Here is a 16,808-nt window from a genome sequence, read left to right as displayed (position 1 = left end):
TTGACTGACATCACCAACAGGTGAGCATGAGGAGGAAACCATGCCCGAATATCTGGCTCCCGGAGTGTTTGTAGAAGAAGTAAGTTACCGCGCGAAATCCATCGAGGGCGTGGGTACCAGTGTAGCGGGGTTGGTTGGCCCGACGCGCACCGGGCCCTTGCGCGGCAAACCGGAGTTGCTCACCAGCTTCGCTGACTTTGTGCGCGTTTATGGTGATGCCCGCGATTTGACCCTGGGTACCGACACGGTGCTCAACCACACGGCGATTGCGGCCAAGGCGTTTTTCGATGGCGGTGGCAGCAAGTTGTTTGTGGCCCGTATCGCCGGCGGAACCCCGGAGGCCGCTACCTCGGCGGATAACGATGACCTGGTGTTTACGGCGCGTTTCCCCGGTGCGCAAAGCAATTACACCCTGGAAGTGCACTGGCGCTCGCCGGTGACGGGAACGGATCCAACCGATTTTGATTTGGATGTCATTTCCAACGGTGAAGTGATTTACACCTACAGCAATATTTCAGTCGCGCCGACCGGGCCGCGCAGCCTCGGCAGTGTGCTGGCTGCAAATCCTGCGCGCCGCAGTGATGCCCTGAGCAGTCCGGTCAGTGCAACTGTGTCGGCAGACACGGAGGCAGAGGTGGTGGCGGCACTGACGGCATTGTTTGATGACGATGCGGCCAGTGCGGAAGACAATCCACTCACCGGTGCACGTTATTTAATTCACCTGACCGGTGGCAGCGATGGCGATGCGCCGGATGCGGCTGATTACGCCGGCATAACCGATGAAGTCAACGGCAGCATTGGTTTTGCCGCACTGGAAGACATCGAAGATATTGCGATTGTGTTAGCGCCTGCCGCCGCCGCGGATGAAACCAATCACCAGGCGATTGTGGTTGAGATGCAAAAGCACTGCCGCAAAATGCGTTATCGCGTCGGTATTGTCGATGCGCGTGAAGGCATGTCGGTGGGTGAAGTGCGCGAGTTCCGCTCGGAGTTTGATGATTCGCGCCTGGCCCTGTATTACCCCTGGGTAGTGGCATCTGATCCCAGTGGGCAGCGCACCACGATTAATGTTCCTCCCGCCGGGTTTATCGCCGGTGTCTATGCCAATACCGATGTGCAGCGCGGCGTGCACAAAGCGCCGGCCAATGAACCGGTAATCGGTGCACTGGGATTTGCGCAGGATATCAATCGCTTCCAGCAGGAGTTGCTCAACCCGGAAGGGATTAACTGCCTGCGCTCCTTCCCCGGCCGCGGCCATCGCGTGTGGGGGGGCAGAACCCTTGCCAGCGATCCTGAATGGAAATACGTCAATGTGCGTCGCTATTTCCTCTATCTCGAACGCTCTATTGAAAAATCTACCCAATGGGTGGTGTTTGAGCCCAATGGCGAACGTTTGTGGAGCAATGTGCGTACGACCGTGGAGGATTTCCTCTACAACGAATGGTTTAACGGTCGCCTGTTGGGCCCAACACCCAAGGCTGCCTATTTCGTCCGTTGCGATCGCAGCACCATGACCCAGAACGATTTGGATAACGGTCGCCTGGTGTGCGAGATCGGGGTTGCCCCGCTCAAGCCGGCCGAGTTTGTGATCTTCCGTATCGGCCAGAAAACGGCAGATGCCTGATCAATACCGACATCCTTAATCCATTGAACAGAGGACAAGATTCATGGCCGAATTACGCGAAACACCCTATAGCGTTTTTAATTACCTGGTGAACCTGGGCGATAGCAGTGAAGCCACTGTATTGGGCGGTTTTTCCGAGGTGTCCGGGCTCAATGCCGAGGTGACGATTGCCGAGTATCGCAATGGCAATGCCAAAACCAATTACGTTACCAAGATCCCGGCGATTACCAAGGCGGGTGATGTCACCCTGAAGCGTGGCGTCATTGGCGCGAGCAATATCTACGATTGGTTGCAACAGGTTCGCCAGGGCGATGTGAATGCCAAGCGCACGGTGCAGATCAAATTGAAGGATGAAAATCCTAGCAATGCGTCTGCTGTGGTGACCTGGAAGTTGATTGGTGCCATGCCCATTAAATGGACTGGCCCGACCCTGACCGCCAAGGGTGGCAATGATGTGGCCATCGAGGAGCTGGTGTTGGCAGTGGAGCATATCGAACAGGAGTAATCCGGATTCGATAAGGTCATTGATCAGGCAGGTATCGCATGGATTTCCTCGGCGCACGTATTCAGCTTAATCCCCGCCCTCCCGCTCGCCGCACGGCGCTGCTGGAGGTGGGTATACTCGGCCATTGCCCGGGGCGGGTACGCATTGAGCGGTTATTAGCGCTGGAGCCAACCCTGGCCGATATTCACGCGGCGGGTTATGGCGATCGCCTCAGGCAACTTTATGCCTGTGTTGCCGATCTGGCGCTGGCGGAGGATCGGGAGGCGGCCCTGGATGCTTTGGATCTGGCGGTATCGCATTTGCCCATTCCCCTGCATTCCACGGCCGAGTTTGACGATATTTTTCCGCAGGCGCGCACCACGCCAACCGCTTACAGCAGCCAGTTAGCGGGTAACCATGCCTGGTTGCCACAGGCGGTCGATGATTTTTTTGCAAATGGTGGTGAAAAACTCTGGCTGGTGCGTGTACCCGAAGCAGAGGGGGCTGACGGTTTCCTGCCGGAAGGCAATGTGTCGCTGCTGGAGGTCAATCAACTGCGTGGCGTGGCGTGTCTGCTGGTACTTAACCAGCTTGCGCTGGTGGCCATGCCCGATCTTGAGCGTTTGCAGATACCGGCGCAATTACCGGATATCCAGCGCAAACGCCTGGCCAATCCCAAACCGACGTTTTTACCCTTGGGCAGTTTGCTGGACGACGGTCACAGGGAGCGCCGCTACAGTTCGGAAATTGTAGCGGATGTGCCTGTCCAGCCCCTGATGGATGTTGTGCGTCGCCTGCTGGCACTGATCAGTCGCTACCGGCCGGATATCCAGTGCCTGCTGACATTACCGCTGAGCTACAGCGCCAGCCTGGCCAGTCCGGCCGCGGATGTGGATGCCTTAAACCTGCTCGGGCAGGCGCGAGTCAACAAGGGCGCGCATTTGCTGCGGCAATTACAACTGATTTTCCCCTACTTGCGCCTTAATCAGCGCCTGTTTAGTCCCGCCGGTGTTATTGCCGGTGCTATTGCAGCCAACAGTGCCGAGCTGGGGCCCTGGCGCTCGGTAGCGCCGCGCGCATTGGTATCACAAGCCCAGCCTTTTCCGCCGGTGGATATGCAAACCACCCTGCGCCTGCGCGAGCAACCGGGGATTGGCGTGATCCACTACAAAGCGGGGCGGCTCAAGCTTGATGATGAGCGTTTGCTGGTTCCTGCGCTGCATCGCGATGATTACCTCCTGCCGGTGGAAAACAGTCCTAATGTTCCCGCCAATTACAGCGCGCGCTTGAATGGGCTGTGTTCGGCAGAAGTTGTGCGCTTCCTCGGTTACCTGATGCGCGAGTTGCGCGAACTGGGCGAGCACCTGGTGTTTAACCTGGATCCGGATGATCCGCGTCCGCAATTGGTATTGGAAGGTTTTTTCCGCGACCTGTATCGCGCCGGTGCCCTGCGCGGCGCCAGTTACCGCGATGCCTTTCGTATCCAGCGCGCCAGCCGGCAGGAAAATGTGATTGCGTTTGATATCGAGATTGCCCCGGCCTATCCCATCGATAAATTAATCATCACCTTTGTTAATCGCGATGGCGAATGGAGTGCAGGCTTGGGAGGAACGGGCCGTGGCTGAATTTATTCCCTTTCGCTTTGAAGTGAGCCTTTATGAGCGCAACAAGAAAGAGTTGCTCTGTCGCGGTTATTTCAGCGAGGTCACCGGGCTGGAAGTGACCATGGAACCGCGCGCTATCCAGGAGGGCGGGCGCAACTGGGGCGAAATCCAGCGGGTGGGACAAACCCGTTTTACCCCTCTGGTGCTCAAGCGCGGGGTGACCCGTTTGGATGACCTGTGGGCCTGGTTTGATGCGGTAACGCGTGGGCAAAGCTACGGTTACCGCTTGCATGGCACGATCAAAGTGCTGGGCAGTGAGATGGATGGCAATGGCCAGCCCAAGCCAGTGATGGTCTGGGCGTTGGAAAACGTATTACCCACCCGTTTTAAAGGCCCCGATTTGTCCTCTACTGCCAGCCAGGTGGCTATTGAGGAAATTACCCTGATCCATGAAAGCCTGATGCTGGAGACCGCCACGGGTTAGCCGGGCGAAGTGAGCAACCATGAGCGAAATTGAAAAAGCCAAGTTGTACCACGTGAAGGGAGAGATTGATCGCCCCGAGCGCACCGGCGATCCGGTGACGGTGATGTTCAACCCGGCCAGCCTTAAAGTCACCCTGGCCAACTCTATCAGCGAAAACCAGCGCAACAGTAATAGTCGCGCGGCCCAGTATGTCGATAAAAGTTCTTCCTCGCTAACGGTCGAGTTGATTTTTGATACCAGCATGGGACCGGAAAGCGACAAAAAGAAATTGGAGGATGTGCGCCAGTACACCGGGAAAATCGCCAATGAGTTCATGAAGTGCGACAAGGTCGGGGATAAGAATGCAAAGCCCAAGCGCTGCATGTTTATCTGGGGCAGCTTCAAGTTTGTGGGAATTATGGAGAGTTTCGACGAGACACTCGATTTTTTCTCCAGGGAAGGTATGCCGTTACGTGCCACGGTTTCGATCAAGATGAGTGAAAGCCGCTTTCAATTTGAATCAGATGCCGCCAAGAAGGCCAAACAAAATACCCCGCGCCTGGGGCGTGGCAGTGACGCGCCTCACCAGGCAGCGTCTGACGCAGGTCATGATCCCAAGGACTGGCGTGATACATCACTCTACAACGGCGTTGAATCGCCCCGTATGCCCGGTGGTGATGGCTTGGCGGTACCGGGAATGTCTGCATCCGCATCCCTGGGGGCCAATCTCGGAGGTAGCGTGGGCGGCAGTGTGGGCATAGGCGCAAGCATGGGGGCCAGTGCCGGGTTGGGCATGGGCGGTGGCTTGGGGATTGGTGCCAATGCGGGTTCAGGCCTGTCCCTGGGCGGTAGCTTCTCGGCCGCTGCTTCTATAAGTGGAAACATCGGCGGTGGGATTGGCGCCGGTGCCAATGTGGGAGGGCTATCCCTGAGTGCTGCAAGTGCCAGTGTCAATCTGTCGCCACCGGCTTTTCGCTTTGGGGCGTCTTCATCCCTTGGGACTTCCATTCCCGGCGCTTTTTCTGTGAATACCCGCGAATGCAGTGGATTAACGGCAGGTAGCTTGTTGCTGCTGGCGGGAGAAGTTCCCGGCCGCTCCGGTAAAAAGCAGGGCCAGGTGGCTGGAGCCAGTGTGCGCCTGGGTTTTGGTGGGGGCAGCCTGAAAGCCAAGGCGTCCCTGGGATTTGATTAGTTCGGCAAGGAGAGGCGTTTATGCCTGTGGTTATCAATGAAGTCGTCACTGACATTACCCCGGAGCCGGTGCCGGCTATTCATGCCCAGGCACCCCAGGGGGCAACACCGGTCACCCAACCGGAATATGAATTATTGCAAACACTCAACCTGATTCAGGAGCGGCAAGCCCGCTTGCAGTTTGATTAAGGATTACCCATGAGCGATGCCGCACTTGTCAGTACCCGACCCAAGATCCACGTGGATGGCGAGGCCAATGCTGACCTGGAACAGGCACTGACAGCCCTGGTTATCAACCTGCCTTTAAGCGGTATGGCCCACGCTGAGCTGACTGCGACTAACTGGATTGCCCAGGGCGACAATGCGGCGATGGATTACGGCTTTGGCCAGATAGGACTGGGCGCTGGCATCGAAGTGCTGATGGGGGATGATGATCCCAAATCGCTGTTCAAAGGCGAGGTGACTGCCATAGAGGAGCGCTACGGGGAAGGGGCCCCCCAGGTTGTGTTGCTGGCGCAGGACAAGCTGCATCGTCTGGCGCGCAAACGCCAGAGCAACGTGTATGAGGATGTTTCTCCGGATGAGGTGATTGGGCAGATAGCAAGGGGGGCGGGTTTGCAAGCTGATGTGAGCCTCTCTAGTAGCCAGGGAACCTATCACCAGCTCAATGAAAGTGACCTGGCGTTTGTATTGCGTCTGGCGGGCAGCCTGGATATTGCTTTGCGCCTGGAAGATGGTCGCTTGCGCGCACGCGAAGAGGAGGAAGACCCGGAACCTGTGGAGCTCAGTGCCCAGGACAGTGCACTCAAGGTGCGCCTGATTGCAGACCTTAATCACCAGCCGCTGCGAGTCAGGGTGAATGGTTTCAACCTGGATGCCGACCAGGATATCAGTCGCCAAAGCGATAGCCTGCGCCAGGGTGCCGATGGCACTACCGCTGCCGATACCCTGGTCAGCCTGGGCTGGGACGGTGAAGAAATCGTGCCCCAGCCCTTTGCCCGTTCCAACGGCGAGGCCAGCGAGCTGGCGGAGGCGCATTTCAACCGCGCGGCCAAACGCTTTGTCAGCGGTGATGTCCGGGTACAGGGCGAGGCGGGGTTGCGCGCCGGGCGCGACATTTTATTGCAGGGGGTTTCACCGCGTTTTGCCGGGCGCTACCAGGTGGTGAATTGCATCCACCGCTTTGATGTCAGCAATGGCTTTGAGACACACCTCAAGGTCAACCGTGCGGATTGGCAGCCATGAGCCTGGTGAATCCCCACAGCCTGGGGCAAATGCACAGCCTGCAACTGGGCCAGGTGATGGACAACGCCGACCCCGATCACCGCGGGCGTATCAAGGTGCTGCTCCACGCCAACCAGCTGGAGCTGTGGGCCAGTGTGGTGGTGCCTTCCGCGGGCAGTGGCTATGGCCTCGCCTGTTTGCCGCGGGTAGGGGAGTTGGTGGTACTGGCGTTTATCACACCCGAGTTACCCATGGTATTGGGCAGTGTGTGGAGCGGCCATAACAGCGCCCCTGAGGAGGCCGATGCGGTGGAGGATCGCTACATCGTAAAAACCCCGGCGGGCACGATTCTCGATTTTAACGACCAGGATGGCCCCAGCGTGAGCCTGACCACGCCCCAGGGCTACAGCATCACGATTACCGATGGCAGCGGCGGTGAGATTGCCATTGAGCGCCAGGGGCAGAGCGTCAAGCTCACCAGCAGCGAGGTGAACATCACCTCCAGCGCGACGGTGGCCGTGAATGCTTCGCGCGTCACCATCAGTGCCAGCATGGTGCAGGTGGATGCGGGTATGTCGCGCTTCAGCGGCGTAGTTCAGGCCGATACGGTGATCGCCAATGCGGTGGTCGGTACCAGTTACACACCAGGGGCGGGGAATATTTGGTAATGAACATTGCACTCAACTCCATAGCTCACTCGCATCCGGCGCGCTTGCTGCCGCCCTATTTCACACCTGGCGGCAAGCCGGGTGGCGCCCAACTGCATCGCTATTTCGAGCCGGAATTTATTAACCGCTTTGAACAGGCCCTGCAACGCCATGAGCTGGCAAGCCTGGCCGATTGGCAACAGGAGGATGCGTTCAGCGGCTTTGACAACAAGCCGGTATTGCGCCTGCCCATGCACAAAAGTTTTTACCTGGTGAGCTGCGAGCTGGTGTGTGACCGCCCCGGCAAACCGGCACTGGACCCGGCGCAGATTTCATCGGCCGGCTTTGTCATTCGCCGCCAGGGCACTGCCGGTGAACAGAGCTGGATGCTGGAGGATGACCAGGCCCTGGGCTGGCAATCCACGCCGACAGGCCCGCGCGATCCCGACCTCAACCGCCGCCTCTGCCAGGTGCAGGGAATGCGCCCCAAAGTCCGCCTGCGCGGTGCGCCCACACCGCCACCGGCGACCACCTATACCGGCGAGCAGACCCATCCGCTCCATGCCATCAAACATGTCGATGCCGAGGGTAAATACCACACCATCCTCTATGGTTACCTGCCCCTGGGGGGCAGCTATGTGGTGCGTCAACCGGTCGGTAAGAGTATCAGTGCAGCAGATACCTTTAGTGCGGAATCATTGGGGCACTTTAACAATGCCCTGGCTGCCCAGCTGTTGTGGCCCTTTGGGTTTAAGTCGGGTTCACAAGCCTGGACAGCGGCTTGCACCCGCCCGATTAACCAGGGTTATCCCTCGGCTGGGCTGTTTGAACTGCTCAAGGTGCTGGTTAACCGTTATCACCTGGGTGCACCCAAACGCCCGGATAATGCGGCATTGGAAGCCTGGGCTGGGCGCCAGTATTTCTACCAGGAGGCGCTGAATCCCCATTTGAATCCCGCGGTATTTAATGATTACTCGCGCGCCAGTTTCCTGAATGCGCGCCGTTTTAGTTTATTGGTGTGGCTGCGCCAGATGTTCGCCAACACCAATGCCCCGCTGGTCAGCTATCTCGCCAGCCAGGAAGCACCGCTCAATCGCGATGGTAGTGGTGGTGGACTTAAGGCCAGCCCGACCAGGCTTCCCGGCGTGAGTGACTACGCACTGTACATCACCCCGGCGGATGCCCAGGAGCTGCGCGCCTTGCTGAATCAGCGCGCTCTGGCCATGGCCACTGGCAAGGTGAAGGAAATCCCCCTGCCCAAGTTCGGCCAGGCGCGCGAGGATGTGTACGAGATAGTGCCTTTTGTGCGCCTGCGCACCGCCTGTGGCGGTGAAGAGATTGTCTGGGGGGCTACCCAGGTGCGCAGCCAGCCGTTTCGTGTGGCAGCACCCTTTGATCCCAACGCCAGCCGTCCCTCATTAATCCAGATGCCGTCCCTGGCGGATTTACGCAAGGGCATGGCCCAGGGTGTGAGCATGATTACGCCATCGGATACCTTCAGCCTGCTCAATGCGCTCAACCTCAAGAAAGGGGTGAGTGAGGACCTGGTGCCCAATCCCAATAATGCACCACAGCTGGGTATCCAATGGATCTGCTCCTTCAGCCTGCCGGTGATTACCCTGGTGGCGATGATCCTGCTGATGATCATGATCTCGCTGCTCAACATCATCTTCTTCTGGCTGCCCTGGGTGCGCATCTGCCTGCCCTTTCCCAGCATTAAAAAGGAGTGATTGAGATGGCTGCCGTACTTCCCGCTGTGCTTCCCCAGGTCATGAGCTTCCCCCTTGGCGGTGTGGACAGCCAGGGCCGCTTGCTGTACGCACGCGATGACCTGAGCGTGCGCGAAGTGATCCGCAATGTATTGCTGACCGCACCCGGTGAACGCCTGATGCGCGCCGAATTTGGTGCCGGGTTGCTGGATTTTATCCACCAGCCCAATAACGAAACCACCCGCACACTCATTGCCAGCCTGGTGCGCAAAGCCATAGAGCAATGGGAGACGCGGGTCAGGGTGGAGGAGGTGGCCGTGGTGCCAGATCCCCAAAGCCTGACCCAGGTACAAATACTGATCCGCTACCAGATGCGCCATTCACCCCAGCCATTGCAACTGGCTCTGGGTATGGACCTGGGCGGCTTGTGATAACCGAAGGACAAACGGACAGCACCTATGCCACTACCCATTCCCAATCTCGATGATCGCCGTTTCGACGACCTGGTTGCCGAGGCCAGGGCGCGCTTGGGCAACCACCTGCCGGAGCTGACCCAGATCGCACCCGGCGACCCTGTCTATGCGCTGGTGGACCTGTTCGCCTATTTCACCGAAACCATGCTCTACCGCGCCAACCTGATTCCCGAGCGCCAGCGGCGGGTACTGCTCAACCTGCTGCAAATTCCGCTGCGTCCGGCCAAGCCTTCGCGCGGCCTGGTGTGCCTGGATTCCAGTCCGCGCAGCATCGCCCTGCCGGAGTTGGTGCGCGATGGCGTGCAGCTCAATGCCGGCGCCCAGTCCTTTACCGGCAAGGGCGAAATCCAGCCCACGCCCCTGGCGCTGAGTGTCGGTATCAAGCGTCGTATTACCGACCAGGAGCTGGCCGATATGGGCTTGACCCCCCAGGACCTGGCAGAACATTACGGCCTGAAGCGCGGCGATGTCCCCCAGCCTTTCCAGCCCTATTACTTTGCCAATGGCAGTGAAATCCTGGGGCTCGACGGCAGCCTGGATAACCTTTACTACCTGGCTTTAACGGTTCCCAAATCCCTGGTAAACCGCCTGCCGGAGCTGCGTGAGCGCCTGGCCGGCATCACACTCAATATTGCCCTGGCGCCGGCGGACGATTTGGAGACTGAGCAACTGGATGCCCTGGGGGAGCGCAAGCTGCTCTGGGAGCTCCTGACCCAGACGGAAGACGGCGATTTAATCCCCCTGCCGCTGGAAGTGGTGGACGACTCTACCCGCGGTGGTCGCCAATTGGGTGTGGTGCGCCTGCGCCTGCCGCGCAACGCGCAATTGTTGGATCCTTTGGGAGTGACCGACCCTATGTTTGCCGGTCTGGGCGACCTGCCACCCGAACTGCCGGAGCCGCTCAGCAGCGACCATGTCGCCTTCTGGCTGCGCCTCAGTTGCCCGGATGAGCCCGCACTGCCGTTGGGTTACCTGGATGTGAATGGCCTGGAGGTGGTTGGCCAGGCGACCAGGCGCGACCTGGTTCTCGGCGTGGGCACCGGTATGCCTGACCAGGTAGTCAGCCTGCCGGATGTGCATATAGACCCGGAGTCGCTGGTGCTGGAGGTCGAGGACGAAGGCCTGTGGGTGCCCTGGCAGCGGGTGGACTTCCTGGTGGACCTGGGCAGTGAGGCCCAGGTTTTTAAAGTCGATGCACAGACCGGGCAGGTCCAGTTTGGCGATGGCCTGGAAGGTGGCAAACGCCCCCCTCTGGGCAAGCGTATTCGCGCGGCCAGTTATCGCGCTGGTGGTGGCAGTAGCAGCAACTTGCCAGCGGATTCCATTAAGGAACTGAGTGGTGGCAGTGCCCGTATCAGTGTGCGCCAGCCCTGGCCCTGCAGCGGTGGTGTGGATGCCGAATCGGTGCTCCAGGCGGAGCGCCGCATCCCGCAATTCCTCACCCATCGCAACCGCGCAGTGACGCGCGAGGATTACCAGTTACTGAGCCTGAACAATCCCATCAACCCGGTGGCGCGCGCCGAGGTGATTGAAGGCTTTGTGCCGGGTATTAACCTGGGCAGTGCGCGCACCAATATTCCCGGTGCTGTCAGTGTATTTGTCCTGCCGCCGCGCTATCCCGCGTTAGGGCAGACACCGCGGCCCACCCGCGGCCTGCTCAAGGATGTGGATGCCTACCTGAAACAGCGGCTGGTACTGGGGGTCGAGTTATATGTACTCAGTCCCAAGTTTGTGCCCCTGGCGGTGAGTGTAAACCTGGATGTGGTCGACCCGGCCATTGAACAGCAAACCCTGCGCGAGGTGGAGTCCACCCTGATCAATTACCTCTGGCCCCTGGCCCCTGGCGGTACCCAGGGCCAGGGCTGGCCATTGGGGCAAGTGGTAGAGGCCAATGAATTGATCACCCAGGTGGCGCGGGTGCCCGGTGTGCGCGCTGTGCGCGCCCTGGCGATTTTCCACAACCCCACCGGTACCTGGTTGACCCTGGCGAAGGATAAACCCCTGGGCCTGTTGCCCTATGAGCTGCCCGAACTGGTGGGGGTGAGTGCCTCTACTGCCCAGGGTGACCCACAGATGCCCGGCGGCCTGGTGCCCCTGGCGAAAGGCAGCCGCGTCGTCCCGGCGCCGGTTGTGCCACAACTCTGTTGATGAGGCAGCGAGATGGATAGCAACCAACTGCCCTATTTCCTGCTGCGCGAACCGGATGAGTTCCAGCCGGAGGATGCCGATCCCAGCCCGCGCCTGCAGTGGAACCGCGGTTGCAAGGCGTTCACCCTGGCGCAAAACCAGGAGCTGCGCCTGGCCAATCCCACCAAAGCCGCCAGCCTCAGCGCCTGGGAGCAGGCCAAGCCGCTGGCGATGGATAGCTATGGCCAGTTATGCCGTATCCACGATTCCGGTACCTACCTTGAATACAACGCCGGACGTGCCTATCTGCCGCTAAAAGACGATCACCTGGCCCTGGTCGATGCCCTGGCCGGCCGTTTTACCGATCTGGCGATCAATGCCCAGGGCCGTTTGGCAGCGGGCTATTCCGACGATAGCAGCCACGGGTTGCTGGTGTTCCATCTGGCCAAGCGCTGGCAAGTGGCGGTGGCCCTGCCCGAAAAGCCCCAGCGGGTATGGGTGGATAATCACCAGCAGGTCTGGGTGCTGGGACCAACCAGCCTGATGCGCTGCTGCGGTGAGCCCTTGCCCCACGACTATATTCCTCGCCGCGATCGCTTTGAGCCGGAAGAGACCAATCCCCATCCCCTGGCGCTGGTCGAACGCATCGCCCTGCGCCCGGTAGACCTGGCACCTGCAGACCAGCCACTGGCCTTGCTCACCAATGATGAACAAACCCTGGCACTGTGCGCGGACAGTGAACGCCTCTACCTGCTCACCAGCGGCACAGGCACGGCACAGGCGGTGGTGAGTTTCCCCCTCGATGGCAATCGCCGTCGCAGCGAGCGTTTCCTGTTGGAAAAGGCTGTGCCTTTTGCGCTGGATATGGGCTGGATCAGCCCCGGTCGCCTGGCCCTGCTGCCGCTACAGGACAGCGGGGATGATGCCTATCGCAAACGCGATTGTGCGGTCGTGGAGCTGGTGCGCTTTAAATCCAGTGCCACCCAGTCAACCGGACGCGGTTTGCTGATCCGCGAGCGCTACCCCATGCTGTCCCAGGCGCAGCCGCGTTTTATCGCCAGTGCCGATGGCATACTGCGCTACCAGGCCAGGGTGGAAGAGGGCAGCGACGAAGCCGCACTGGGGTTTGAGCGCCGCCCGCGGGAATTACATGTGTTGCAGCGGCCGCGCTATTTCGCCACCAGTGTCACCAAAACCGAACCGGTGCGTATTCTCCGGCAGCTGGATTCGGGCCTGCCCAACCAGGTGTGGCATCGCGTATACCTGGAGGGGCGGATTCCTCCGGGCAGCCGTCTGCGCCTGTTTGCCCGTGCCTATAATTCACCCGGTAATCCCGAGGCAACCGACAACGCCCCTGATACCCGCGCGGCCAGCCCGTTTATCGAGCAGCCGGATTGGGTCTGGTGTCCCTTCCGCTCCGACCAGCCGTTCGGCAAGGGATTGGTCGATGCCATACCCGGCGAGGCCGGTTTGTTCGAAACCCTGTTACAGCGCGATGGCGGGCCGGTGCGCCGCCTGGCAGGCCGCTACCTGGAACTGGCCGTGGTGCTGGAGAGCGATGGCCGTTTTACCCCGGCGATCCATGCGCTCAAGGTCTACTACCCGCGCTTTTCCTATCAGGAAGCCTACCTGCCGGAGCATTTCCGCCAGGAGCAATCTGTCGATACCGGCCTTGATAGCCTGCCGGCCAATGGCGCCGATGTGCGCGAGCGGCTGCTGGCCGCCTTTGAGGCGAGCTGGACTCCCCTGGAGGCGCAAATCGCCTCGGCCGAAATCCTGCTGCACCCGCTCTATACCCCGGCCCATTACCTGCCGCTATTAGCCCAAAGCCTGGGCCAGACCCTGCCGCCACTCTGGCCGGAAGCGCGCCAGCGCCGCTGGCTGCTTGAAAGCGGCCGCCTACAACAGTGGCGCGGCACCTTGCCGGGGTTGAACCTGGCACTCGACATCCTCACCGACGGTGCCGTTGCGCGCGGCCAGGTCATTGTGGTCGAGAACTACCGGCTGCGGCGCACCTTCGCCACCATCCTCGGCGTGCTGATGGACGACGCGGAACACCCCCTCACCCTGGGTACCGGCCTCAATGGCAACAGCATTGTGGGCGATAGTCTCATCCTCGCCGATGGCCAAAAGCGCGAGTTCCTGTCGCTCTTTGCCCCCGAGGTGGCGGACGCGGATGAACAGCTGATTGTGGAAGATTTCTTTGATCGCTATGCCCACCGGGTCACGGTGTTGCTGCACGGGCCGGCGCGCAAGGCGCGCGCAGCGGTGGAGGAATGCCTGGCGCGGGAAATGCCGGCGCACCTGCACTGGCAACTGGTGGAAAGCGACCATCCCTTTGTGCTGGGGTTATCGCCCCTGCTGGGGGTAGATACCTATCTGGAGACCCAGCCGCCCGCGCGGCCGGTAATCCTCGACGATACCTGGCTGGGCGAGGAAGGGCTGCTGATCAATGCCGCTGCCTTTTCGCCGCGCGATGTCAACAGCCAGCGCCGTACCGGCGATGCGACAAGCGCCTAACTGACTGGAAGATGGACGGAGCAAGACCATGAGCGACTTCACCGAAGACACCGAGCTGCTGCAAGCCGATGCCAGTTTTGAGCAGCCGTTGCGGCGCGTGTCCTACGAGCCCGGCATGCTGCTGGGGCTGGAGGCGACGCGCGACGAACAGGAGTACCACCGCCGCCGGCTCACCCGTCACCAATACTGGTTCCAGGGCTACGGCACCCTGGCGGGCATGGTGGTGAGCCTGGCCCCGGCGACGGCCGCCAATAACAACCCCACCAAAACCCGCCTGCTGGTCAGTCAGGGGATAGGCATTGATGGCCTGGGGCGCGAGGTGCTGGTGCGCGAGTCCTACGGCATCGACCTGGCCGACTGGCTGCGCGCCCAGACGATTACCCAACTCTATGCCGGCTATGACGATGTGGCCAAGGTGCTGCACCTCAAAGTGACTGTGCGCCAGCAGGCGGTACCTGTGGGATTGCAGCCGGTACTGGCGCGCAAGCTGAACTTTACCACCGATGCGGTGCAACCCAGCCGCCAGCTCGACAGTATCCAGTTGGAGCTGGTGGCCGAGCGCCCCCCGACCGGCAACGACCTCTACCAGCCCTGGGGAGCCCATGACCCGGTAGCCAACGACGTTCCCGCCGCCCTGACCGACAGCGAAAGCCAATACCTGGACGATGTCACCGCCGACAGCGCCGCTGCCGGCGCCCAACTGGCGCTGCACGCACGTTTGCTGCATGCCCTGGAAGGCAAGGGGCTTAATGCCCAATTGGCTGCCGATGCCCTGGGCGAGGGCGCGCGCCTGCTATTGGCGCGGATTGAAATTGATATTCCCGACCTGGAACCCCTGCTGGCCTCCAAAGAGGGGCAGGCCCTGGTTAACCCCAACCTGATTCGTGTGAATAACCTGGTGCGCCCCTTCCTGGTGACGCCCAGCCAACTGGCTTACCTGCAGGCTAATGCTTAAGCGCGTCGGTCAACCCACCGGATGCGAAGGAGATGATGATGAGTAACACCCTGTTTAAACCGACCGGCAACCAGGTAGTTGAGGCAATTGGCCTGGAGCGTATTGCCGATGTGGACCCGCGCCTGACCCGCTCCCACTATTTCGATAGTCGCCTGCTCACCGCCAAGGACCTCAACCGCGACCAGGGTTACCTCGATGGTCGCCTGCGCGAAATCGGCCAGGCCTTGGGTTATGGCGTGATCGATGGGCTGGGCCTGCAGATTGTGGATGACAATGGCGTGATCAAGGTTCAGGTCACCCCCGGCCTGGCCATCAGCCAGGCGGGCAGGGTGCTGGAATTGACCAAATCCCTGCGCCTGGATCTCACCGCCACTGCTGACATCACCGAATTCAATGGCGGCGCCTACCGCCGTATCGAGCGCGCGCTCTATGCCCTGGTGATCAAATACAGCGAGGAGGGCACAGATGTGGCCGAAGCCTTCCCGGCGGACCTGGTCAGCGAGCGTCGGGTCGAGTTCGATGTAATGACCGAAGGTGTGCGCCTGGCCCTGGTGCGCCTGCCGCAACCCTACGGCCAACAGAGTGAAATTGCCCTGCGCGCCAACCTGCTCGGCGAATGGCTGGGCGATCCGACTGCCGGTGGTATCGTTGGTGAAGAGGCCGTAGGACTGGGGGTGCTGGCCATTGCCAGCGGCCGCCTGCAATGGCTGGACAGCGAGCTGCTGCGCCAGCCATTGCGCGCCATAACCCGCCCTGGCGATGTGCAGGCCGACTTGTCGCGCCGCTACGACAACCTGCTCAAGACCCTATTGCAACAGCGCCCACTGTCTTCGCTCACCAACGATTTTGCCGCGACGGATTACTTTCGCCTCCTGCCCCCGGTAGGCCTGCTACCCCAGGCGGCCATCAACCCGGTCGCCGGTCGCCAGGGCTATTTCCCCCAGCATTTCAATGTGTGGATTACCCCCGTGCGCCGCTCGGATCTGGAACAGGTGCGCGCCGATTCCATGACCTTGCCACCGATTAACCTCAATAGCCGCGAACCGGCGGACATCATTGTGGTGGTGCCGCTCAACAACGCCGATTACGGGCGTATGGCACAGCTCCTGGAAAAGCCAGCCAACGAGCCCGGCACACTGCCGCTCAGCCTGGACCTGCTGCGCCTGCGCCTGTTTCCGGTGCACAACATCGACACCGACCAGGCGACCTGGCAGCAAATCTGGGACAGCCTGGCCAGCAACCAGACCCTGCATTACATCCGCCGCCCTTTGCGGGCGGCGGAGACGCGCCTGAGCAGCATCACCCTGGCGCGCGGCGTGCCCCTGCCAGCCAATCCCCCGGCGTCCTTGCCCAGTCCGGCAGATACCGGTCTTTACCGGGATGAGGCCAGTATTTTCCTGCGTGAAATCAATCTCTATGGGCTCACCGGATTGCGCGCACCCCAGGGCACGGAGGAAGAGGAGGCGGCCATGAAGCTGCGCGAAAACTACGACACCCATGTCGCGATTACCCGGTTGGTTGCCCAGGCCTTGATACTGATTGAGCGCCAGTACGACAGCATCCTCTATCGCAGCCTGTGGGAGTTGCTCACGGCGTCCAATGTGGCAGGGGGGGATTTACCCAGGCTCATCGCCTTGTTGCAAACCGACGAGGCGCGCGCCAAGGCCACGGGAACGGCTATTGCCGAAGCGGTTGCCGCCGATGAGTTCAAGCTCAGCAGTGCGCTGGTGACAGCCTGGAGCGACCTGGCCGGCAGCTAACCCCGGTGACCAAGTGTAACGCCGGGA

General features: G+C 60.6%; 14 protein-coding genes. All 14 read left to right on the top strand.

Annotation, left to right across the window (positions count from 1 at the left end; all coding sequences use genetic code 11):
* Nucleotides 1–40: 40 nt before the first annotated feature.
* From CJA_RS14705 to CJA_RS14645, 14 genes are read left to right on the top strand one after another with little or no spacing between them, the layout of a single operon-like run.
* Complete coding sequence (locus tag CJA_RS14705) at nt 41–1,624, top strand: phage tail sheath family protein (protein WP_012488632.1); 1,584 nt, start codon at nt 41–43, stop codon at nt 1,622–1,624.
* A gap of 43 nt (nt 1,625–1,667) precedes the next feature.
* Nucleotides 1,668–2,129 carry a phage tail protein gene (locus tag CJA_RS14700; RefSeq protein ID WP_012488631.1) on the top strand — a complete coding sequence of 154 codons (462 nt, stop codon included), beginning with the start codon at nt 1,668–1,670 and terminating at the stop codon, nt 2,127–2,129.
* Between the two features lie 38 nt (nt 2,130–2,167).
* Nucleotides 2,168–3,733, top strand: coding sequence for a hypothetical protein (locus tag CJA_RS14695; RefSeq protein WP_012488630.1), 1,566 nt, complete (start codon nt 2,168–2,170; stop codon nt 3,731–3,733).
* Nucleotides 3,726–4,196: a phage tail protein gene (locus CJA_RS14690; RefSeq protein WP_012488629.1), complete on the top strand. Its 471-nt coding sequence runs from the start codon at nt 3,726–3,728 to the stop codon at nt 4,194–4,196. The genes CJA_RS14695 and CJA_RS14690 overlap by 8 nt, the downstream gene beginning before the upstream one ends.
* A gap of 19 nt (nt 4,197–4,215) precedes the next feature.
* Nucleotides 4,216–5,367, top strand: coding sequence for a CIS tube protein (locus tag CJA_RS14685; protein ID WP_049765473.1), 1,152 nt, complete (start codon nt 4,216–4,218; stop codon nt 5,365–5,367).
* A 20-nt stretch (nt 5,368–5,387) separates the two neighbouring features.
* Complete coding sequence (locus tag CJA_RS19485; protein ID WP_012488627.1) at nt 5,388–5,555, top strand: hypothetical protein; 168 nt, start codon at nt 5,388–5,390, stop codon at nt 5,553–5,555.
* A gap of 9 nt (nt 5,556–5,564) precedes the next feature.
* Nucleotides 5,565–6,611 (top strand): phage late control D family protein, encoded by a 1,047-nt coding sequence (locus CJA_RS14680; protein WP_012488626.1) that lies wholly within the window; start codon nt 5,565–5,567, stop codon nt 6,609–6,611.
* A complete protein-coding gene (locus CJA_RS14675) occupies nt 6,608–7,258 on the top strand; it encodes a phage baseplate assembly protein V (protein WP_202944162.1) in 651 nt (216 codons plus the stop codon). Before CJA_RS14680 ends, CJA_RS14675 begins: the two co-directional genes overlap by 4 nt.
* Nucleotides 7,258–8,967 carry a hypothetical protein gene (locus CJA_RS14670; RefSeq protein WP_012488624.1) on the top strand — a complete coding sequence of 570 codons (1,710 nt, stop codon included), beginning with the start codon at nt 7,258–7,260 and terminating at the stop codon, nt 8,965–8,967. The genes CJA_RS14675 and CJA_RS14670 overlap by 1 nt, the downstream gene beginning before the upstream one ends.
* Before the next feature lie 5 nt (nt 8,968–8,972).
* On the top strand, nt 8,973–9,377 hold the full coding sequence (locus CJA_RS14665) for a GPW/gp25 family protein (RefSeq protein ID WP_012488623.1): 405 nt from the start codon (nt 8,973–8,975) through the stop codon (nt 9,375–9,377).
* Between the two features lie 27 nt (nt 9,378–9,404).
* Nucleotides 9,405–11,567 (top strand): putative baseplate assembly protein, encoded by a 2,163-nt coding sequence (locus CJA_RS14660; RefSeq protein ID WP_012488622.1) that lies wholly within the window; start codon nt 9,405–9,407, stop codon nt 11,565–11,567.
* Nucleotides 11,568–11,579: 12 nt separating this feature from the next.
* The gene (locus CJA_RS14655) at nt 11,580–14,066 is read left to right on the top strand and encodes a phage tail protein (protein ID WP_012488621.1); all 2,487 of its coding nucleotides are present in this window, start codon (nt 11,580–11,582) and stop codon (nt 14,064–14,066) included.
* 28 nt (nt 14,067–14,094) lie between these two features.
* Nucleotides 14,095–15,021: a hypothetical protein gene (locus tag CJA_RS14650; RefSeq protein ID WP_012488620.1), complete on the top strand. Its 927-nt coding sequence runs from the start codon at nt 14,095–14,097 to the stop codon at nt 15,019–15,021.
* 32 nt (nt 15,022–15,053) lie between these two features.
* The gene (locus tag CJA_RS14645; RefSeq protein ID WP_148208886.1) at nt 15,054–16,781 is read left to right on the top strand and encodes a hypothetical protein; all 1,728 of its coding nucleotides are present in this window, start codon (nt 15,054–15,056) and stop codon (nt 16,779–16,781) included.
* Nucleotides 16,782–16,808: the final 27 nt, after the last annotated feature.

This window comes from Cellvibrio japonicus Ueda107, from assembly GCF_000019225.1.
Lineage (GTDB): Bacteria > Pseudomonadota > Gammaproteobacteria > Pseudomonadales > Cellvibrionaceae > Cellvibrio > Cellvibrio japonicus.
Note: the sequence above shows the minus strand (reverse complement) of the source record. Positions and strands in the feature narration are given on the sequence as shown.